The sequence below is a fragment of the Pedobacter sp. MC2016-05 genome (genome assembly GCF_026239735.1).
Taxonomy (GTDB): domain Bacteria; phylum Bacteroidota; class Bacteroidia; order Sphingobacteriales; family Sphingobacteriaceae; genus Pedobacter.
The window spans coordinates 73,819-95,515 of record NZ_JAPIVT010000005.1 but is presented as its reverse complement, the minus strand read 5'-3'; the positions used below and the strand labels follow the sequence as shown (position 1 = coordinate 95,515).

Below are 21,697 nucleotides of genomic sequence, written 5' to 3'. Positions count from 1 at the left end.
GGCTTAAGAAATCTAACTATAAAACTCTTCTCGAAAGAAGTTGTTGAAACAATAGTTAAAGCTGATAAATCATTTAAGGATAATTTATTCGTTTCTATTATCAGCATATAATGACTCCTCATCGTTTTCTTCTAAAATAATTTATTTTCTGTTGGAATAAGTATATCTTGAAACATCGGTGTCTTTAATACAAAGTGCCTAGTAAAACATACGACAACAAGAGATTGCCTGTTAATGTCAGAGAAAGAACTTAAGATTTTATCGCTATTTGAAAACATTGAGCAGGGTAGCAAAGCTGCTTTCGATGAGCTTTTCATGCTATATCACCATAAGCTACTGTGTTTGGCAAAACAATATATTAAAAGTAAGGAAGGCGCTGAAGAAATCACATCTGAACTCTTTGTGAAACTATGGCTCAAACGGCACAATCTCTCTCAGGTGATCAATCCAGAAGTATATTTGTTCATTTCAATAAAGAATGCCTGTCTCAATCTGATTAGATCCGAAAAAAAGAGAAATTCAATCTTCAGCCTCTCTTCTCCCATAGAAGAACCCATGAATCAAGAAAATTCGGGTATGGCTGACCAGGAGTTATACAATTTCCTTGATGAAGCAGTGGCTGGACTCCCAGAACAGCGAAGAATTATTTTTATTCTTATCAAAGAAGATGGATTAAAGACCAAGGCTGTAGCAGAAATTATGGGAATTTCGGTGAGGACGGTTGAAAACCAGCTATACAAAGCTGTCAAATCTTTGGCGGATACGCTGAGTCTATATTTAGGTTATCACCCTCAAAATAGGAAAAAGCGTAGGGTGGCTTCTCAATTGCTTCTTTCCTTTTTTTTCTAACCGTAGTGAGTAGTTTTTAAATTGAAACTGTCTTTAATGTAAAAGCATGGAGTGATGAACAGACAAAAATTCATTAAATTATTTTCCCAAAAAATTTCGGGTAAAATTAATGCCGAGAACCAAGATCTTTTAAACGTCGCGATCAGCGAAAATGAACATTATAAAGCATTGGCAGATGATTTGGAGAACTATCTGCGTAAGCAACCTACAACCGTCAGCCCGGATGGTCAGCAGCAGTTAAACCAAATCTGGGCCACTGTTGGGGCAAATGAAAATGAACAGTTCAAGGGTAAATACAGCTATTCCAAACCAAATAAAATTGTCCGCTCGGCAATATGGATTAGATCAGCTGCAGCCATAATTATCATATTCTTTGCAGGTTTATTGCTTTACCAACGTCTAAACAGGCAACAACCTACTGAATTTGAGCAGCTAACCACTCAAGAAGTGAAGACTTTTAAAATGCTGGACGATGGCACCAAAGTTTGGTTAAACAAACATTCAACCTTACGTTACAATAAGGGCTTTGGCGCAAGTGCAAGAGAAATAATAATAGAAGGCGAAGCCTATTTTGATGTAGTCAAAAACAACCAGGTTCCGCTGTATGTTCACGCTGGAAATATTGATATCGAGGTAAAAGGCACCGCTTTTAATGTCAAAGCTGAAAAGAATAGCAAAGATATTGAGGTAGCACTACTAAGAGGACTCATTGAAATTAGTGACAGACTAAATAACAACAGTTTATTATTACGCCCCAATCAAAAAATTATTTACAACACACAACTAAAGGATAAAGAGAATAAGCTACAAATGAAATTGGTAAATCCAGCTGTGCTTTTGGCTGAAACCAGATGGATTGCTGACACGCTTGTTTTCAGAAAAGAAAAGCTTAAGGATTTGGTCCTTAAAATTGAGAAAAAGTACGATGTTAAAATAGATATCCAAAGCGAAGCGCTAAAGGAAAAAAGGTTTAGCGGAATATTTATAAACGAAACGATCGAACAGGCAATAGCTTCCCTTAAATTATCATACCCACTGAACTATACAATCAACAAAAGGTTGGTTGTAATTAAGGAACGGGAATGAGAAAGGCGATGATGCTTCTTGTGCTACTGTGGATAGTGGGTTCCGATATTTCGGCTCAGGAAAGAAAATTAACCTTGACGTTGCGGCAACAACCGCTTAAAGAATTGTTTAAACAAATCGAAAAACATTGCGATTATGGTTTTATATACAGTGATGAAGTTGTTCAGGATACGATGCTGGTATCGATAAAGGTAAAAGACATGGCTGTTTCCAACGTGCTTGGAACGGCTCTTAAAGCCCATCGATTGGTTTTTAATTTAATCTCCGAAAAACTGATTGCAGTTGGTTATCAAAATTACCCGCTGAAAAACCGCGATGTTTCCAGGTCGGCATTCTCCGGAACAATAACAGATAAAAATGGCGTAGGCATCCCCTTTGTATCCTTAACCCTACTACGATCATCAGATATCATAGAAAAAACAGTAAGTGATGATAACGGTTTTTACCAGCTCAGCTCTCCTCTTTTACCCGAACATGGCTATAGGTTACTGGCAACCTTTGTCGGTTATAAACCACTCGAAATTTCCTTTACCCTTGTAGATATTTCTCATTTACAAAAGCTGGTGATGTTTGAAGACGCACAAACCTTGCAAACCGTAACAGTCGTCAACACTAAACCACTCATCGAAAGAAAAACCGACCGTTACATCGTTAATGTGGAGAACGGTTCACTAGCCCAAGGATTATCAGCTTTCGAGGTATTACAAAAATCTCCTGGAATTTGGGTAAATCAGGATGGCAGCATCAGGATTAAGGGAAATCAATCTGTGATGGTGATGATCAACGACGTTGTTCAGCGGATGTCGCAAGATGACTTAGCAGAATACCTAAAATCACTAAGGTCCGAAGATATCAGTAAAATTGAGGTAATATATAACCCGCCTGCAGAATTCGAGGCCGCAGGAACAGGTGGGATCGTTCATATTGTGCTCAACAAATCCCGGAAAGATGGTCTTAACGGATCCCTGAATGCGAGGTATCAAAAACAGGGAAAGCAGGGATTGATCACTAGTGGAAGCTCGTTGGCTTACAAGCTAAAAAGGCTTTATTTAGCCGGTAATGGCTCATACACCAATGATAAAAATTCTTCTTATGGTGAAGAAACCTTTTACTACCCTGATGCGAGCACCTTTAGCAATACAACGGTTCGCAGCAACAAAATTTCGAGATATCAATATCGTTTCAATGCGGTTTACGACATTGCGTCAAATCAATCACTGGCAATACAAAATACAGGTTCAAAGAATCAACCATCGCAACTATTTTTAACAGATATCAACTATCGAAATATCACCACCAGAACAGGTTATGCCCGTGCAGATTGGGATAGAAAAATTAAATTTAATAGCACCACGCTTAACTATACATGGAAGATCGACAGTCTTGGCTCCTCATTAAAGGTGATTGGAGATTATTCTGAAAACGCTAAAAAGGAGCAAAATCAGCTTTTAACAACTTATAGCTCCCCGTTAAGCAACATGCAATCCAGAACCTTGACACCGAGCAGTACAGAAATTTATGCCGGCCAAATTGATTACACCAAAAACTGGAAAAATAAACTTGAATTGAAGAGTGGAATAAAGTATAGTGCTATCCACAGAGATAATGAAAGCATAAGCGAAAATCTGGCTCAAGGCCTGTGGATAAATAATCCGCTAATCAGTAATCAGTTTCTGTATAAAGAACAGTTGGCCATGGCTTATACAACGCTTGAAAAAACTATCGGCCCAAACAGCCTTAAAATTGGATTAAGAGCCGAGCAAACCCATTCCAACGGACTTTCAGTTACATCGGGCGACGCTTTCAAAAGAAAATATTTTAGCCTATTTCCATCGGTTTATTTAATGAGAACGCTCAATGAAGATAAAGGTTCATCGCTCTTCCTTAACTACTCCAAAAGGCTTCAACGACCATCTTTTAATGATCTTAATCCTTATCGGTTGCAAGTTCACGACTATATGATTTTAACGGGAAATCCTGACCTACTGCCACAATATTCGCATAATTTTCAGGCAGGTTATAATTTCCTGAGCCATTACAGTTTCGATGTTTATTTCTCTTCAACCGCTAATCTGATTGCCTTGCTGGCTAATACAATTGCTAATAATGTTGTCGAGTACAAATCATTTAACTTTAGAAAAGGTACGGAATACGGCTTGAACTTAAATGCTTCACCGCAAATTTCGAAGGCCTGGAAGAGCAACTACAGCCTTTCCCTTTACCGGGCTTCAGCTTCTACAAATAACCTGGGCAATACAAAGACTACGCTGGCCGCAAAATCTATGCAGACCATAAGTTTCAAAAAATTACCGAGCTTGGATATCATTTTAGAATATAAATCCCCATCGCTTTCCGGTAACACGAGGCTCGGGCATCTGTTCTACGTTGATCTGATGCTTTCTCAAAAAATAATTAAAGAAAAAGGAGTGTTGCGAATTTATCTTTCCGACGTATTTAATACCGTGGGAGAAAAGGAATTTTCGTTTAATAACGGCACCATAATCGATTTTTATCAAAAGCGACAAACCCGGAATATTAGTTTATCCTTCAGCTATAATTTCAGCCTCGGTAATAAGTTTAATCAAAACAACATTGAGCAAAGCAATAAAGAGGAAAATAGAAGGATGGGTAATTAACTACTTTAAGAGTATTGGCTATGACTGCTAAAAAATATCGTTATTTCATTATCACGCTTGCGTTATTCATCGTTGCGAGTTTATCAGCGAATGCCCAACAGGTTACAGTAAAACTTGATAAAAAACCTATTATAGAGCTATTTAAGCAGATCCAGAGTCAAACAGGATACTCCATTATTTACAGTAACGAAATCGTTTCCGATTCTACGTTGATATCAATTGAGGCAAATAAAATAAACGTAAATAAATTACTGGATAGCGTCCTAGCCTTCAAAAACCTATTTTCTCAAACACTTTCAGCATCATTGATTGTGATTCGAAGCAAAGAGATGGAGCTTGAAAAATCCAGCCCTAATCAAGTGATCATTTCTGGAAAAGTTATGAATAGCAATGACCATGGAGTTCCATTTGTAACAGTTTCACTTTTAGAAAGCGGAGTGTTGGTAGGTGGAACCATTGCAGACGAGCATGGAAATTTTAAATTCTCCTATCCATTGAGAAAAAATAATGGTTTCACTTTGAAGCTAACTTCCCTTGGATACGACAACCTAATTCTAAAATTGCCAGTGGATAAATATCCTATCGGGATACAAGATTTTGGAAAGATCACCCTCGAATCCCAATCTAAAAATCTACAATCGGTACAGGTTAATGGAAATCAAAGGGTAATTGAAATGAATGACGGAAATATTGTCTTCAACGTCTCCAAAAGCATCAGCGCACAGGGCACAAATGCACTTGAACTGTTAGCCCGGGCACCAGGTGTCAGCGTTGCCAGTGATAATTCCATCTCGTTGAATGGTAAATCGGGGGCATCGATTTTAATTGATGGAAAGATGAGTTATTTATCTAACGGAGAAGTTGCAGAACTACTTAAGACGATGTCATCCTCCAATATCAGATCAATTGAAATCATCAACAGTCCCGGAGCCAAATACGATGCTGCAGGTACGGCTGGGATTATCAATGTAAAGACTTTGAAATCGACTGTAAATGGCTTGAACATGAGCATCACCTCAGGGCTAAATTATGGCGTTTATTTGAGAAACAATCAGGATCTTTCCATCAACTATAGAAAAAACAGATTCAATTTTTATGGTTCCTATAGTCATTTTTTCGGCTATTATTCTTATCTCTACGGAGGAGACCGAATTCAAGAGGGTAGATTCTATAATAGCTTCACCGATGACGTTGACAAAAGAAATAAAATCGGATCGAGAATTGGTGCAGATTTTATGATTAATAAAAAAAGTACTGTAGGCATATTACTAAATGGTAATTTCCTTTTTGGTGGAGGAATAACAGATACCAAAACCGAAATTGGCCTGGAGTCGACGAAGATAGTGGAGCAAACGCTTACTGCAGTGAACGACTATTATGCGCAAGGTACCCAACGATATAATTTTAACGCGAATTATAAATTTGAAGATACGTTAGGCAGAATTCTGAATATTGACGCGGACTATGGGAATTTTACCAAACGAGCAGGAAACCTTCAATCTAACAAGTATACGCTGAATGATCAAACTGTACTCAGTGATAACCTTTATCGCTCATTAAATGGTATTGATATTAGTTTAGGTGCGGTTAAAGTCGATTACACGACAAATCTTTGGAAAGGAAAACTGGAGACTGGGGTGAAATATTCAAGCGTATCCTCTTCAAACAACTCCCGGTTTCTGGAAATCCAGCCGGCAGGTGAAGTGCTGGATCCCTCAAGATCGAACAAATTCTCTTTCGAGGAGAACATTAGCAGTGGTTATGTTAACTATAAGAAACCATTTGGAAAATGGCAACTCCAGGGCGGTTTGAGGGTTGAAAATTCACGTTCGAGAGGTATGCTCGAAGAAGTTTCCGAAATTTCAGGCAATCAGCAAACTATCAACCGAAACTACACGAACTTCTTCCCTTTCTTTTCCGCCAGTTTAACGGCCTCCCCTTCACATAGCTTTTCTTTTAGTTATTCCAAAAGGATAGATCGGCCAGCTTACCAAAATCTAAATCCCTTTATTTATTTATTGGATGAACTTTCTTTCTGGCAAGGAAATCCATTCCTGAAACCTCAGATCAGCCATCGAGGACTAATACAATATGTACACAAAAGCACCATCATCGGCTTAGGTTATACGTATAACAATGATTTTAGCATGGAGGTAACGGATACCATCGGTTCATCGAAAATTGTTATGATTCCCCGAAACCTGGGCAATCAACAGCATGTTGCATTAACACTAACCCAATCGCTAAAGCCTGTGGCTTGGTGGGATATTACCTTTAATGGAACGCTTTTCCGTCTTAATAACAACATTGATTTCGGGAATAGCCGAACCCTTGATCTTAAACAAACAGCTGCGAGATTAAGTCTCCAGCAGACATTCCGATTGCCCAAGGGTTTTGTTGGCGAACTGATGGGATTTTACAACTCTAAACGCCTTGTTGGAGCAAATCAGTTCTTTGAACCCAATAGTCAGGTAGACATAGGATTACAGCGAAGCTTTTGGCGAAAGAATGGAACTTTAAGAGTTGTTTATAGTGATATTTTCAAAGGAAGCAAGGCAAACTCCTTTCAAAGCATAGGGGATTTTACCATCCGAAACTATAGCTATTTTGAAACCAGACAACTAAAACTGAGCTTCAGTTACAAGTTTTCTACCGGAAACTCAAAAGGTCCAAGAACCCGAACTTCTGCTTTAGAGAATGAAAGTGGCCGAATCAAATAACATTTAGAAAGTATTTTCGGCTATTTACTCAGATGGATTTAGATCTCACTCTTGCTCAAACATCTTGAATAAACCCTAGATCTCTTCACAGAAAATAGCCGACTGAACGCAGATGAGAACAATTATTTCCTCATCAAAAAATCCAACACAATTTTGTTGAAAGCTGACGGATTTTCCTTGGGAGCGAAATGGGTTGCACCCTGTAGCAGCTGTACTTCTGCTCCGGGTATTCCCTCTGCAATAGATCGGGTATGCTCCTCTAAAATAATATCTTTCTCACCCGCAAGTACCAGTGTTTTGGCGGTTATCTTTTTAAGCGACTTTTGATCAATCTGAGGCTCCTTTAATAACATCTCGAGGAGCAGCACGGTATTCTTATCATCAGGATTGTTTTTCGCCTTTAGCTTATTCAGATCACTTTTAGTTTGCTTCAAAATTTTCGGACTAACAGCGGATTCTTCAGGATTAAGGTTAGCGCCCATCACTACCAATCTTTTAACGTAATCAGGATTTTTAATGGCAAGAGTAAGACCGGTATTTCCGCCATCACTCCAACCTAAAATACTCACATTTTTGAGATGTAGACTATCTAAAAGCGTTTTCATATCTTCCGCAAATAGATCATACGAAAGGGATTCAGACCTATTTCCTGAACTTTTTCCCTGTGCCCTGGTATCTACTGCGATTACCTGAAAGTGCTTAGCAAACTCCCCTATCTGCGATTTGAAATCACTAATAGATCCACCGTTACCATGTAGCAACAGCAAAGGCTCGCCTGATCCATAAGTTTCATAGTAAATTTTTGAGCCCGCAACATCGATGTATTTACCTTTGAGCTTATCACGTCCATAAGGATAAATGACCTTTGCATTCCTGGAGTGTATATGCAGATGGTGAAGAATATTTTGATCGCTATCCAAGGCCAGTTCTATTTTTACCCCTTGTTTTTCCTTTAAAGTTTCAGTGCCCCTAAAGCCTTTAAGTGGCAATGGCGATTCTTCGAAATCAGCATTAGGGATAACCACTTTTTTCCACAAACCAGCAGCCGTTTCCACCTCGAAGCTAAAATTATCGTAATAAAAATCCCCATTTCCACGGGTATTCACATATAACCATACCTTTTGTGCACTTGACGCTACAGTTCCGGCGATCTCATAGTGATGCCAGGCAGAATCTTTATTAGTAGCAGGTTTCGATTGCCTTGTTCCGGGAACAAAATCATAATCTCCTTTTCCAACCTGAAGAAAAAAGAATCCCGCCAGGCCAATACTGTCGGATGGTATATTCTTGATATCCACTCCTGCCTTGAAGCGCTTTCCTATAAAAGATTTAATTGGAATTTCCCGTACAATCCCAAGATCATTACTGGTAGTAAGTTGTCCAAAGCAAGGCAAAGCGGAGGCAAAAAAGAAAATTATAGCGCAAAACCGAATGGTGTTATACCTCATATAGCAGAATAAAACAATGTTACTAAAGTCAATCTCGGCGCTAAATTAGAATTTCAAATTAATTTTATCTATCAAAAACACTAAGCAGAAATTATTAAAATACCAAAATTCATTTTACGTCTCTATTATGACAGCGCACCTCCACCATTTTTGCTCGATTTAATCGGGATGCTTGTGTATGATTTTACCGCTTAAACATTCTTTTTTATAATCGATTGCCTGATGAATTGCTTAAGCTCCATCCGAAAAAAATCTAGCTGATAAGTTTCTTTTTTGATAAAAAACTTTATTTAAGGAATCAATTTTTTATCACGCAAACTTTCGAACAGATTGAAAAATGTTTCCTCTGTATCCTGATATTCCATAAACCCGAAATTCCTGCTTTTTGACATGCTGGTCATCACCTCTATTGGCCTGCCCAGATCCAGATCAGTATGCCAGGCTGAGGCTAATCGATCCAGGTTCGTTTCTTTTAAATGATATTTACTGGCGATATCTGCCCATACTGAAGAAGCATTACTCATCTGATCTTCCAATGGATTTATATCCCCGTTGAAGCCAACACTAGCAATTTCAAAGTAATCGGCAATTTTTTTCCAAAGCCGGTTCCAGCGAAATACATCTCCATTTACCACATTGTAAGCCTGATTTTTTGCAGAATCTGTGGTCGAAGCCCAAATTAAATGAGCAGCTAAAATTCTTGCATCCGTTACATCAGATATTCCTTCCCACTGTGCTTTTGAACCTGGCCAAACAAAAGCATTTCCAGTTTCCTTACAGATCGTGGCATAAGCTGCCAGTGTAGTTCCCATATTCATGGCGTTACCAACAGCATGGCCAATTACTGTATGCGGCCGATGTATGCTCCAGGTATAACCATCTCTCGCAGCTCCGGCATAAACTTCATCTTCCTGAGCATAATAAAAATTTTCCAAATCTAGGCGGGGATGTTCCTCTCTGAGAGGTGTTTCAGGAAGAAAACCTTCTTTTGCGTAAGCCTCAAATGGTCCGAGGTAATGTTTCAACCCGGTTACCAGTGCTACATGTTCCACTGTTTGTTTTGGCGAAAGGACGCTCAGCAGGTTTCGCACCATTAATCCGTTTACCCGAACATTTTCCGCTTCCGTATTATTGCGCATCCATGTGGTAATAAAGACATGCGTCGGCAAAATATTAGTAAGTCCGGTTTCTAAACTTTTTAAATCAAGCAGGTCTGCAGCAACAGATATAAGTTTTTCATTCTCCGAATTTGGATTTCGGGAAAGGCCGTATGTTTCCCAACCCTGTTCAATCAGTTTTTCCGCCAGATTTCCTCCCGTGATGCCACTTGCTCCAACCACTAATGCTATCCTTTTCATATTTTTCTTTTTATTTGTGCAAAGTTATAGTCGAGATATTGAAATACACTTGATATTTGTCAAGAGGGCAAATCCATATCTTCAAATAACAGGTAGTACCGATATTCCAAACCAAAAAAGTTCATGAACAGTTTTGAAATCCTCTTCAGTCACATTGATCGAAAAATATCGCTTTCTCCTGAAGAAAAGCATATGGTTTTCGAGCATTTTATACCTAAACAATTAGCGAAAAAGCAATACCTGTTAAGTGAGGGTGAAGTGTGCAGGAATATGGCCTTTGTGTGCAGCGGCTTGCTGAAAACTTTCAATGTTGATGAAAAAGGAATCGAACGTGTAAGTATTTTCGGATGGGAAGGCTGGTGGCTATCTGATTTCAGTAGTTTTTTAACAGGAATAAAATCAGTATCCTTCATTGACGCCCTGGAAGATGCTGAGTTGCTTTTGATTTCCAAAGAAAACTATGAAGCGCTCACTCTTCAAGTGCCCAAAATGGACAGGTTTTTCAGAATTTTATACCAGAATAGTATTGTGACCAAAGAACGTAGACTTCGAAATTCCATAACCTACTCTGCCAGTGAAAGGTATAGTGAATTTATTGAAACCAATCCGGAGGTAAGCAACCGAATACCGCAACACTTAATCGCGTCCTATCTCGGAATAGCACCTGAAACCCTAAGTCGGATAAAGCGTAAAATACCAGCAGGAAAATAAAGGTACAGAGGCTTGGCATAAATATCGTTAAGGTAGGTATTCCGTTTAGGGCCTTTGTGATTTCCCCGGGGTTTAACTCAAATTTTTTCGATTTTTTGTGCCTAATGGGATACTATGCTCGCTAGGAAGCGCAGAATTAATAAATAGCTATACGATGGGAACGTAAAGGATATGGACTAACCTGATCGCGTCCGGCCTGTTTAAAAGAAATCAGTTTTGAGGCTACTTTTGGCATATGGCAATCAATACAATTAGCAGTTAACATCCCTTTCGATAGCGTATTTTTGCTGTGTGCTACTGACTGATGACAGCCCATGCATTTCTGCGAATAAGCGCTCAGGTTTCCTTTAATATTTTCATGCGTTTGATGGCAGGATTGGCAGGTCATCGCTGATGATTTAACATAACAGGCACTGCTTTGAAGCATGGTACTCTGGTTTCCATGCACATCCAATTCAGCCCCTCCAAAACCTCTAAAATCCTGAACATAGAAATCATCGAGATTATCTCCAGGTTTAAATGAAAAAACGGATTTTTGGCTCATTAGAGTATTTCCTGAATGACATACGCCACAAGCATCCATTTTCTGTTTTCTACTTAACGATTTAAAAACGGTAGTAAACTTCGCTGATTTTTCATCTGGATTTTCGGTATGGAAAACCACATGTGCTTTTGCCGGACCATGGCAGCGTTCACAATCAACACCATAGATAATTGATCCTTTCTCCATTTCTTCCTCCTGGGAAAATGCGGAATTTTGAGTCAGTTTTTTTTCAACGTACGATCCATGACATTCAAAACAACGGCTGGTAATGCCGCGTTCATAGTAATAATTGTTGCCTGGAAAGCCGGGACTGATGGCCCAATTTTGGATTGCACTAAAATACGACAAGGGCAGCTCATACAACTTTTTCCCCTTCCAATAACCATAGGTATAAGCCTTTTCCCCAGAGCCGAACACAATATCAAACCGCTCTGAATGATCCTGTTTTCCATCCAGATAAGCGGTTTGAAAAATGCCGTTTTTCCTTTGTTCAATCATTACCTTTCGCTGCCCGTCGTAATGAAAAGTATTGGAATCCTTATCAAATATCGCGAGTAACTCGGCATTTACTACAGGCCTTGAGGTGGAGCCATGAGCACTGTGCGCATAGCTCGTGGAAAGATCCTGATGGCATTTCATGCAAGCCTTAGCCCCCGCATAATCTTCGCCCCTTTGATCTTTTGGCAAAGCGTCATCTGTATTCATACACCTGGAAAGCCCTATTATGATAAAAAATAGGGCAGATAAAATTAAGGAGATGCGAATAGAAGCTTTCAAAGGGATATTATAATTGGTTATTTGATGAACTGAATATAGCTAAAATTATAGCCACCTTCATCTGCTACGATCCTGATTTTGTGCGTTCCCTTTTTAAGCGGTACATCCTTAATCTCAAACGGAACAAATTTCTTCTCACTGCCTGTTTCTGGAATAGCCACAGCTTTGACAATCACCTTCCCATCCACGATAATGGTCATCCTTCCATTCCCATGAGCGGCAGCAGTATTCATTTTAAGCTTAAAATTATCACTCTTCGGAACATCGACCGTATACTGCAACCATTCCCCTTTTTCAATGTTATTTACATAATAACGTTCATATTCCGTAGAATCTTTGGCAATATCTACACCATCATTCCGGTAAATTCTACCCCTGTTTCCTGCAGAGCGCTTTTTAGTCGAAACATGATAATCGGCCGTATCACGATCAAAATAAGCAATATTGTTCCTTCCCAAATCATAATCAACGGCATATATCATCGAGCCATTTTTGATCAGGTGATTTTTGAAAGGCTTAGTTTCATTACTGGATGGTTGACGAAGCATGGCATCAATAACATCCCTATGGATAATGGTTTGTTCCAGTCGGCTATAAATTGCAAGTTCCATCAGGCCGCTATACACGTTACTCTCTTTGGGCTTGTTGCCCCCTTTATTGAGGTATTTTACCAGGGCATCATAATTTGGATTAGATCGGATCTCCAAAGGATTATTCACGCCAATTTTTTTCAAAGGCCAGCACGACCAGCCAATATTATTGCTTTCCAGAAGTGAGATGGCATCCCTGAACCAAACATTTGAATTTTCTCCGGTTTCCCCTAGCCATATTGGCGCATTTTGATCATCCCTGGCTTTAATCATATGTGCAATGGAAGCCTGATCATTGTAATTCCAATACTTATGGAAACTGATTGCCATGTTTTTATCCCATAGGGGAAAAATTCCATTGTAATTATTGCCCCAACCATTGCCCTCAATAATAATCATATGTTGCTGATCCACATCACGAATAGCAGTGGTGATCTCCATCATTAATTTTCTTAAAGGCGCATTAAGCTTCTCCTGCGTGCCGTTAGGGTCTGCCGAAGGATTTTGGAATCCATAGTTTGGCTCGTTTAAAATATCATAAGCACCAACAAACGGTTCATCCTTATATCTTTCAGCAATTTTCCTCCACAAAGCAATCGTTTTCAATTGGTTAGCCTCGCTATCCCACAAGTTAGGTTTAGCAGGATTGCGGTCTGCGATGTTCACATCATTACCTTGACCACCAGGAGCGGCATGTAAATCTAAAATGAGATACATATTATTAGCCTTGCACCACGAAAGCAGACTATCAGTCAACTGAAACCCTTTTTGCAGCCAGGTATTCTCGCCGGCCACAGGTTCTTTGTCCACTGGCAACGTATAAAGGTTATAATGCATAGGCAAGCGAACAGAATTGAAGCCCCAGCGTTTCATAGAATCTACATCAATTTTGCGAACGTGATTGGCCAGCCAGGCATCATAAAACTCCTGTGTTTGTACCGGACTCATAAGCGCTTCTATGCGTTCGCGTATTCTGTATTGCTGGCCTTCCTTTTCAATTTTGAGCATATAACCTTCCTGCAACATCCAGCCACCAAGTCCCATACCACGCAACAGCACGTTTTCGCCCTTAGCATTGACAATCTTTTTTCCGTCTGCCCTCAAAAAACCCTGACTAAAGCCATTTAAACTTAAGCCAGATATTAAAATAACGAAGAGAGCTGAATATAAACGAGACATATTTTTTAATTAATGAGTTACCAAATATAAGTTGCCACTGCGCCCTTCTGCAAACTGGCACTAAGTTGTTTTTGGCGATGAGTGATATTAAATTTAATAAGTTCCTTGCCAGTATTGGCCACGATTAGAACCGTTTTACCATCGGCAGTCTTAAAGGCAACGTTTGGTAAATCTACTATTTCGTTAGAGGCGATTCTTACCGCCCCCGGCCGCACAAATTTTGAGGCATGGGCAATAGAATAGTAGGCCAGGTTTTTCGTAAAGCGATCGCCATTGATGGTAATTGCACCCTGACACATGGAGCAGCCGCCGCGGTCGGTAAAAGGTTTATTATCCGGATCGGCCGCAAGGTTCCATTCAATTACATTTTTACTCCAGTTTCTCATCGCACCGATAATCAGTCTCCTGACAGGATTTATAATATTGATTGTTTTGCTATCAGGGGGTTCAACCACCATCTGCTCGGAAAAATAGATGTTTTTATCAGGGTGGGCTTGGTGAACATCGCTCAATGCTTCTATCTTGCCACCATAAAGATGAAATGCCGAGCCGTCGATGTATTGACTGGCCCCCGGATCATCTAAAATACTGATAGGATAATCCGGACGATCTGCATTATGATCATAGATGATGATTTTCGTTTTTAAATTAGCGGCCTTAAATGCCGGTCCCAAATTGTTTTTAATGAAAATCGCCTGATCTGGAGCCGCCATCAACAAACTGGGATTATTTCCTGGATGCAGTGGCTCATTCTGTACTGTAATGGCGTCAATAGCGATGCCCTCTTTTTTCATTTCCTGGATATAACGAACAAAGTAGCGGGCGTACACATCATAATATTCCGGCTTCAGCATTCCTCCACGTGCATCGTAACTGGTTTTCATCCAGAGCGGCGGCGACCAGGGCGATGCCATAATTTTTATTTTTGGATTGATGGCCAAAATCTCCCGCATCACCGGAATAATGTCCTTTTTATCTTCAGAAAGATCAAAGTGCTGAAGCGAAAGATCGGTCTGCCCCTCGGGCAAATCATTATATGAAAATACTTTCTCGTTCAGATCAGAAGCGCCAATACTCAGCCGGAGGTAACTTATACCGATGGAATTTCCCCCGGTGGCAAAAAGTTCCTGCAATAGTGCTGCCCTCGCAGGTGGCGACATCTTGATGATGTGCTGTGCACTTCCGCCAGTTAAAGCGAAGCCAAAACCATCTACAGACTGGAATTTCTGCCGATCGTCAATGGTGATCGTTGGTGCGTTATTTTTTGAAGCAGTAGAAGGCAAAAGATCAGCCTGCCGGGTAAACAGCACTGATCGATCAGCCATGGTCAGCCATTGTTGCACAACCTGGGCCTTAACAAAGCCGTTCAGAAGCAAAAAAAATACTAAAAAAATTAAGGGTTTTCGTCTCGTCATATCGGATCATAGATTAAAAAACAGGAAAGAGGATCGCCCCCTCTCTTGCTAACAATTAAACAATAGTACTAACCAACTTATTTTGTACCCCCGTACTCTTTATTCTGCTCCAGTTTGGTATTGGCCAATTCTGCCTGCGGAATTGGAAAAATTTCATTTCTTCCGGCTTTGAAGCCTTTATAAGCCAACAAACTCGCCGCCTTACCCCAACGAACCAGATCGAGAAAACGATGGCCTTCGCCTGCCAGTTCAGCCCTTCTTTCTCTGATGATGTTATCAAGCGTAACGGCAACAGGGTTTAATCCTACCCGGGCACGAACCGCATTAAGCAGTTGGTACGCCCTGCTCCCCGTTCCTACTGCTGCGTTACTGGCTAGCAATGCCTCGGCTTCAAGAAGATAGGTATCTGCAAGACGAATTTCATAAGCATTCTGTGGGAAATTAAGCTCAGTTTGTCCGGTTGGCGCTTTATCGGCTACTCTTCCGATTGTTTTTTCGAGAAAATAACCGGTGTTCTGATAGCCCGCTTCGTAGGTGGCGATTCCATTTCGCTGCAAGCTGTCTAAATTGGCTACAGTAGCTTTATTTCGCGGATCAAAATGAATAAAATCAAAAAATTCTTTGGTGAAAAGCAGAAAACTATATCCCGAATAATAATCCGGAGCGCCAGGACCTGGTTTATAACCACGTGGTCCGGTGATGATGTTGAGTAGATTCCCTTCAGAAGCACCCGCATCATTCCAACCTCCATTAGAAGAATTAGAGTGAACAATTTCCAGGATGGATTCGGCATTGAATTTATTGGCCACCTTAAACAGGTCACCATAATTGCTTAACAACCTATATCCATAAACCGAATTGGCTTGTCCAGGTGTAGTTCCATTCACAAGGGCAAGCTGCTCGGCCGCCTGCGCATTTTTTCCCTGCCATAAATAAACTTTCCCCAAAATAGCTTGTGCTGCACCTTTTGTAATGCGGCCTCCATCTGTTCTAGCCACCACGGTGTTAGGAAGTCCCGGAATTGCCTCAGTGAGATCTTTTTCAATAAGTGCATAAACATCAGCCGGGGCAGCCTGTGTTACATTATAAATTTCCTTCGGATCAACCGCCGCGGTGAGTAAGGGAATGTTCTTGAAAAAACGAACCAGATCAAAATAAAAGATGGCCCTTAAAGTTTTAGCTTCGGAGATATAATTGGCCTTAGTGGTTGCATCCATGCTGATATCTCCCACTTTTGATAGAAAAACATTTGCCCGGAATATGCCAGCGTAGCCTTTATTCCATAGATATCCCTGCGGGCCTACGGTGGCACTAAGGGTAAAATTATTTACTACTTGCAGATCATTGATGTCTGAAGGACCTCCACCACCGGCGATCTGATCATCAGAAGCAGCATCCATAATCGCAATTTTATCATATAAACCACCTGCCTGAAAACCAAAACGGTCATAAATGGCAATAAGTGCGGCTTTTGCCTCTTGCGGGGTTTTATAATAGTTATCCAACAGAATACGTTCCTGCGGATTGATTTCGAGATATTTTTTACAGCCAGCCACTGTCGCTAAACCGGCGGCAATGATGATGGCATAAGTCAATTTATTTTTCATTTTCATTTCCTTAAAAATTAGCGTTGATACCAAATACAAAAGAGCGGGCCTGAGGATATAGACCTCTGTCGATGCTGAAAGCATTACCACTGTTATTTGAGCCCAGTTCCGGATCGTAGCCCGTGTATTTTGTGGCGGTAAACAGGTTCTCAGATAAAACATAGACTCTGAATTTTTGCAGGCCTACTTTACTGACTATGGATTTAGGCAAAGTATATCCGATCTGAAAAGTCCTCAGCCTGAAATAATCTCCTTTTTCGAGATACAGGGAAGAAAATTTGGTCAGGTTTTTATTCGGATCTGCATCTGTTAACCTTGGTTGGGTTGCTGACGAATTGGTTGGTGTCCAACGATCCAGCCTTGAAGTCTGATAATTCGCGTTTGGTATATCCAGGCGTCTAAGTCCCTGAAAGATCATGTTGCCAGCCACGCCGCTACCGAAAGCGATCAGGTCCCAGTTTCTGAATCCCAGATTCAGCGTGATTCCATAGGTGAATTTTGGAAGACCATTTCCGATAAAGTCTCTATCGTTCACATCAATCGCTTCATCGTTATTTAAATTTGCAAACTTTACATCACCCGGTTTTGCCAAAGGTTGTAACACTGTTCCATTTGGACCACGGTAAGCATTAATTTCTGCCTGGCTCTGGAAAATTCCCTGATTTACATAGCCAAAAAACTCATTGTACGAATGACCGATCTGTGTACGGGTAATGTTTCCCAGTGTCTGGAAAGTGGCCTGAGAATCATCAATGAAGTTGATACCAGGACTCAATTTATCAATTCGGTTTTTCAGGAATGATCCGTTGCCACTGATGCCGAAGTTGATCTCTCCGAACTTCTTGCGATAGCCAAGCTCGAACTCAAATCCAGAATTGGACATATCTGCAATGTTGGCCGCCGGACTTCCGCTTCCGATGTAGCCCGGTACAGGTGGATTCTGGAGGATACCTACTGTTTTCTTTTTATACCAATCCAAAACCAGATTAACATTTTCGAACAATGTGGCGTCGATACCTATATTGGTTTGACGGGTTTCTTCCCACTTTAAATCTGGATTCGCGGAAGCCGCAGGACTGTAACCGATATTCACGATGTTCTCATTACCGAAAGTGTAGTTTCTGCCACTTCCCACTAAAGGCACATAAGCGAAATCTCCAATTCCATCATTACCGGTTACTCCGTAACTGGCACGAAGTTTTAAAAAGTTAACCACCTTGTTTTGAGGAAAAAAGTCTTCTTTGGTTGGCACCCAACCAATCTGTCCTGAAGGGAAATAACCGTATTTATTATTGGCACCGAAGCGTGATGAACCATCTCTTCTGATTAATGCCGAAAACAGATACTTTTCCTTATAATCATAAGTCAACCGGGAGAAAAGCGAGAATACTTTATGATCAGTGCCCTCACTGCCGTCGGAAGTTCTGTTTGTAGCAACAGGTTTGAATCTCATCGAGGCAGAATAAAAATCCTGGGCAGGAACATCGAAAAAGGTCGTACTTACACTTCTACTGAACCCGTCGCTATAGGAACCCTGACCAACTAGTAAGCTTAGATTGTGATTGCCAAAAGAGCGGGTGTAAGACAACGTATTTTCCAGGTTATAGGTAATTACGTAATTGATGTTACGTGAAAACTGCGTTCTGGTATTAGTTGTAGAAGAGTTTAAGTAATAAATGGGATTGAATCCATCGCTGCCATAAAAAGCCAGTTTTGAACCCAAAGTGGAACGAAAACGAAGTCCTTTAATCGGTTCCGCTTCCAGGAAAGCATTTCCCACAATGTTATGGTCCCACGAGTAATTACCGATTCTTCTTCGAATGTCTCCAAGTGGATTGGTAATCTCCTGCGCCACTCTTGTGGAAATACCATAAGGATTTCCAAACTGATCGCGAAATACCGGTTGGGTACTGTAGGGAGCAGCTCCGGCAACAGCCGGATCAGTGATGATGGCGGGAGTGATGGGATCTAAATTGATTGCAGAACTCAATGGTCCACCGAACTCACTATTGGTATTCCCCACAGAATTAGTAATGGCATGACTGTAACCAAGATTTTCTCCAATAGTCAACCATTTATAGGGTTTATGTGTAGAATTGATCCTGATATTTGCCCTGTTGAATTTTGAGACGTCCTTTGCTACAATCCCATCAATCTTGAAATAACCTGCTGAAAGATAAAAGGTAGATTTCTCACCGCCCCCACTGATGGAGAATTCGTGGTTTTGTCTGCCTGCATTGTCATTGAATACCATGGATTGCCAATCGGTACCTTCGCCAAATGCCGCTGGATTGGCGAAAGGCAAAGTAAATGTTCCTGAAACATAATCATTGGTATATGCTTCATTTCTCAAAGTTGCATATTCCGTGGCGTTTAGGAGGTCGAGTTTCTTTGCTGCCTTGGCCTGTCCGTAATAGCCATTGTAGCTCATTTCAATTTTACCCTGTTTTCCTTTTTTGGTAGTCACGATGATCACACCTGAAGCAGCTCTGGCGCCATAGATAGCTGCAGAAGCCGCATCTTTAAGCACCTCAATCGACTCGATATCAGCTTGGTTGAGGTAACCAATACCACCATTGTCTACCACAACCCCGTCAATTACCCACAATGGATCATTTTTACCTCCAAAGGAAGTAAATCCACGGAGCCGAACAGTTGATGCCGAGCCAGGCTGGCCAGATTGTGCAGCAATAGTCAAACCAGAAGTACGACCCTGAAGCGCTTGCTCAATCCTGGTGGTTGTTGGTTGATTCTCCAAATCCGCAGCACGAACACTTGAGATCGCACCAGTTACCACACTTTTCTTTTGCACGCCGTAACCGATCACGACAACGTCAGTCAGATCCTGAGAATTGGTTGTTAATGATACATTAACCTTCCCTCCCGAAGGTATAGTAACCGTTTGAGTGTTCATACCGATTAGGCTGATCGTAAGCGTTCCACCAACAGGCGCCTGAATAGTGAACACACCATTAGGATCGGTAGATGCTGCCCTGGAAGATCCATTAAGCTTAATTGTTACGCCCGGTAATGGGCTACCGTCCTTTTGGTCGGTGATCTTTCCTGTAACGGCAATATCCTGAGCATAAAGTACAAAGGGAAATGCCAAGAGACAGTAAATGAAGAATACGAATGTAAATCTTCTTCTCATAGAAAATCAATTTTAAATTAATATTTGGTTAGTTATATACATCCGGATTTGGTTGCCGGATGATGGAATCAAATCTAAAGCGGTAAATGAAAATCGCACAATTCAGCACTACTACAGCAACCATACAAAGGCTTCCTCAAATGACAAAAAATTAGAAACCGCCCCTACATTGACCCTACACATACAATACAAAAAACTGATAAACAGGTACTTGAAAAAACATACTCTGAGTTTTATGTATTAGAAGTAAAGTCATGCTTTAAGAAGTTCAGCGGATGTCTAATTAGGTAAAAAGGAATAAAGACCGGGCAGGAATATCCATGCCCGGGACTGTTGCAGTTATGCTTACGACTGGTTAAAGCTTCACGCTTTGAAGCGCCAGTTTACTGAATTTTATTTACCACCAGGTCATCGAAATAGATGTAACTGGTTTGACTGCTTCCCCATACGGCCACATCCTTTCCACCACGGAAATTATGCAAGGAAAGGCGCTTGATCAGCCTTTGCGCATCATTGGTGGTCCACCGAATGGCCTGATCGAGGACAGCGGTTCCGTTGATTCGCACCTGCACCCAACCGTTTGTACTAGATCCGGTGTTAGCCTTCACGTAGAGATGAACATTATAACTCTGACCTTTTACCAGGCTTCCGCTCGAAGGATAACTTTTTCCAAAGGTATCTCCACAAGGACCGGCCATATCTCTATGGTACACATATGGTTGAAAGTAAACTCGGCTTCCGTTATTGTACCACATCAATCGCAGACTTCCTCCATCGCCATCGGTAGCAATATCACAACCAGTGTTGCCCTCGCCAATCAGAAACCCAAAGCCCACTTTACCTCCACGGCTCCAGTCGAACTGAGAATGAAAACGGACTTTAAAATTAGCCTCATATGCTGATCCATCGGATATATCTGCACCGGCAATCAAGCCATTGGAGACTGCATTAGGGGCCAGCGTAGCCCTGGCCCAGCCACTTGAAATGTAGGCACGATCCTGATTCCAGCCAGAAAGTGTTGCCCCACCAAAATCCGCACTTGCGGCACTGGAACTATACGGACCATCGGCTCGACTAAACTGCGTATTAATATTACTGGGATAGGCCTGGGCGGCAGCTGTTGCCATGGTTTTCTCCAAACTAACTTTCTCTTCAGTAGCGGTAGAGAACTGATTTTGACTTTGTTCCTCCTTAGAACAGCCAGAGAAGATGCTTAAAAATAATGGCATGGCAATGCCCGCCAATAATAAATTGATTTTTGAACTCATAAGAATTTGGTTAGAAATGAACTGATTTGTTAAGCTGCTCAGACAATCTCCTGGAGGCTGTACTGAGGGAAATGATAGGACTGTCTGTTTTCTAAATGATTGATAGTTGCTTTTCTTAAATTTACCAACAAGACAGATAAAGAATACAATAGCCTAATTAAAATACTACAAAAAGATACTTTTCTTAACGTTTCAATCGTTTGAAATAATAGCATTAACAACCTGTTAATAATGCCAATTCTAATTAATAATCAATTTCATGATAAGCTTATCCTTCAGTATAGAAATTAATCTGACGAACCAATCGGACAGCACCGCATAATGAAAGGGATAGCATCAAATCAAGCGTAATTCTAAC

At 40.8% G+C, this 21,697-nt stretch carries 13 protein-coding genes; 5 read left to right on the top strand and 8 right to left on the bottom strand.

Features of this window, described 5'->3' with window-relative positions:
* The first annotated feature begins 234 nt into the window (after nucleotides 1-234).
* Genes OQZ33_RS08970 through OQZ33_RS08955 form a run of 4 tightly spaced genes read left to right on the top strand, consistent with a single transcriptional unit; the run spans nucleotide 235 to nucleotide 7,291 of the window.
* Entirely contained in the window at nucleotides 235-849 is a 615-nt protein-coding gene (locus tag OQZ33_RS08970; protein ID WP_265798707.1) for an RNA polymerase sigma-70 factor, read from the top strand.
* Between the two features lie 54 nt (nucleotides 850-903).
* The gene (locus OQZ33_RS08965) at nucleotides 904-1,935 is read left to right on the top strand and encodes a FecR family protein (protein ID WP_265798706.1); all 1,032 of its coding nucleotides are present in this window, start codon (nucleotides 904-906) and stop codon (nucleotides 1,933-1,935) included.
* Nucleotides 1,932-4,571 carry an outer membrane beta-barrel protein gene (locus tag OQZ33_RS08960; protein WP_265798705.1) on the top strand — a complete coding sequence of 880 codons (2,640 nt, stop codon included), beginning with the start codon at nucleotides 1,932-1,934 and terminating at the stop codon, nucleotides 4,569-4,571. The genes OQZ33_RS08965 and OQZ33_RS08960 overlap by 4 nt, the downstream gene beginning before the upstream one ends.
* A gap of 20 nt (nucleotides 4,572-4,591) precedes the next feature.
* Nucleotides 4,592-7,291, top strand: a complete 2,700-nt coding sequence (locus OQZ33_RS08955; protein WP_265798704.1) for an outer membrane beta-barrel family protein — start codon at nucleotides 4,592-4,594, stop codon at nucleotides 7,289-7,291.
* A gap of 122 nt (nucleotides 7,292-7,413) precedes the next feature.
* Here OQZ33_RS08955 and OQZ33_RS08950 read toward each other — a convergent pair whose 3' ends face one another.
* Together OQZ33_RS08950 and OQZ33_RS08945 are read right to left on the bottom strand one after the other, a co-directional pair.
* Nucleotides 7,414-8,739 (bottom strand): alpha/beta fold hydrolase, encoded by a 1,326-nt coding sequence (locus tag OQZ33_RS08950; protein ID WP_265798703.1) that lies wholly within the window; start codon nucleotides 8,737-8,739, stop codon nucleotides 7,414-7,416.
* A gap of 290 nt (nucleotides 8,740-9,029) precedes the next feature.
* A complete protein-coding gene (locus OQZ33_RS08945) occupies nucleotides 9,030-10,097 on the bottom strand; it encodes an SDR family oxidoreductase (RefSeq protein ID WP_265798702.1) in 1,068 nt (355 codons plus the stop codon).
* A 123-nt stretch (nucleotides 10,098-10,220) separates the two neighbouring features.
* Between OQZ33_RS08945 and OQZ33_RS08940 the strand changes: the two genes are divergently transcribed.
* Nucleotides 10,221-10,808 carry a Crp/Fnr family transcriptional regulator gene (locus tag OQZ33_RS08940; protein WP_265798701.1) on the top strand — a complete coding sequence of 196 codons (588 nt, stop codon included), beginning with the start codon at nucleotides 10,221-10,223 and terminating at the stop codon, nucleotides 10,806-10,808.
* Between the two features lie 136 nt (nucleotides 10,809-10,944).
* Here the strand turns inward: OQZ33_RS08940 and OQZ33_RS08935 are convergent, their stop codons facing one another.
* From OQZ33_RS08935 to OQZ33_RS08910, 6 genes are all read right to left on the bottom strand, one after another.
* A complete protein-coding gene (locus tag OQZ33_RS08935; RefSeq protein WP_265798699.1) occupies nucleotides 10,945-12,057 on the bottom strand; it encodes a multiheme c-type cytochrome in 1,113 nt (370 codons plus the stop codon).
* Between the two features lie 89 nt (nucleotides 12,058-12,146).
* Nucleotides 12,147-13,898: a cellulase family glycosylhydrolase gene (locus OQZ33_RS08930; protein ID WP_265798698.1), complete on the bottom strand. Its 1,752-nt coding sequence runs from the start codon at nucleotides 13,896-13,898 to the stop codon at nucleotides 12,147-12,149.
* Nucleotides 13,899-13,915: 17 nt separating this feature from the next.
* Nucleotides 13,916-15,223: a glycoside hydrolase family 30 protein gene (locus OQZ33_RS08925; protein WP_265798697.1), complete on the bottom strand. Its 1,308-nt coding sequence runs from the start codon at nucleotides 15,221-15,223 to the stop codon at nucleotides 13,916-13,918.
* 167 nt (nucleotides 15,224-15,390) lie between these two features.
* On the bottom strand, nucleotides 15,391-16,920 hold the full coding sequence (locus OQZ33_RS08920) for a RagB/SusD family nutrient uptake outer membrane protein (RefSeq protein ID WP_265798696.1): 1,530 nt from the start codon (nucleotides 16,918-16,920) through the stop codon (nucleotides 15,391-15,393).
* A 10-nt stretch (nucleotides 16,921-16,930) separates the two neighbouring features.
* On the bottom strand, nucleotides 16,931-20,071 hold the full coding sequence (locus OQZ33_RS08915) for a SusC/RagA family TonB-linked outer membrane protein (RefSeq protein WP_265798695.1): 3,141 nt from the start codon (nucleotides 20,069-20,071) through the stop codon (nucleotides 16,931-16,933).
* 383 nt (nucleotides 20,072-20,454) lie between these two features.
* Nucleotides 20,455-21,339 (bottom strand): polysaccharide lyase, encoded by an 885-nt coding sequence (locus tag OQZ33_RS08910; RefSeq protein WP_265798694.1) that lies wholly within the window; start codon nucleotides 21,337-21,339, stop codon nucleotides 20,455-20,457.
* Nucleotides 21,340-21,697: the final 358 nt, after the last annotated feature.

What these genes read in the sequence shown, in the direction of transcription:
- OQZ33_RS08970 (WP_265798707.1), top strand. Translation starts at nt 235, where the DNA reads ATGTCAGAGAAAGAACTTAAGATTTTATCGCTATTTGAAAACATTGAG.
- OQZ33_RS08965 (WP_265798706.1), top strand. Translation starts at nt 904, where the DNA reads ATGAACAGACAAAAATTCATTAAATTATTTTCCCAAAAAATTTCGGGT.
- OQZ33_RS08960 (WP_265798705.1), top strand. Translation starts at nt 1,932, where the DNA reads ATGAGAAAGGCGATGATGCTTCTTGTGCTACTGTGGATAGTGGGTTCC.
- OQZ33_RS08955 (WP_265798704.1), top strand. Translation starts at nt 4,592, where the DNA reads ATGACTGCTAAAAAATATCGTTATTTCATTATCACGCTTGCGTTATTC.
- OQZ33_RS08950 (WP_265798703.1), bottom strand. Translation starts at nt 8,739, where the DNA reads ATGAGGTATAACACCATTCGGTTTTGCGCTATAATTTTCTTTTTTGCC.
- OQZ33_RS08945 (WP_265798702.1), bottom strand. Translation starts at nt 10,097, where the DNA reads ATGAAAAGGATAGCATTAGTGGTTGGAGCAAGTGGCATCACGGGAGGA.
- OQZ33_RS08940 (WP_265798701.1), top strand. Translation starts at nt 10,221, where the DNA reads ATGAACAGTTTTGAAATCCTCTTCAGTCACATTGATCGAAAAATATCG.
- OQZ33_RS08935 (WP_265798699.1), bottom strand. Translation starts at nt 12,057, where the DNA reads ATGAATACAGATGACGCTTTGCCAAAAGATCAAAGGGGCGAAGATTAT.
- OQZ33_RS08930 (WP_265798698.1), bottom strand. Translation starts at nt 13,898, where the DNA reads ATGTCTCGTTTATATTCAGCTCTCTTCGTTATTTTAATATCTGGCTTA.
- OQZ33_RS08925 (WP_265798697.1), bottom strand. Translation starts at nt 15,223, where the DNA reads ATGGCTGATCGATCAGTGCTGTTTACCCGGCAGGCTGATCTTTTGCCT.
- OQZ33_RS08920 (WP_265798696.1), bottom strand. Translation starts at nt 16,920, where the DNA reads ATGAAAAATAAATTGACTTATGCCATCATCATTGCCGCCGGTTTAGCG.
- OQZ33_RS08915 (WP_265798695.1), bottom strand. Translation starts at nt 20,071, where the DNA reads ATGAGAAGAAGATTTACATTCGTATTCTTCATTTACTGTCTCTTGGCA.
- OQZ33_RS08910 (WP_265798694.1), bottom strand. Translation starts at nt 21,339, where the DNA reads ATGAGTTCAAAAATCAATTTATTATTGGCGGGCATTGCCATGCCATTA.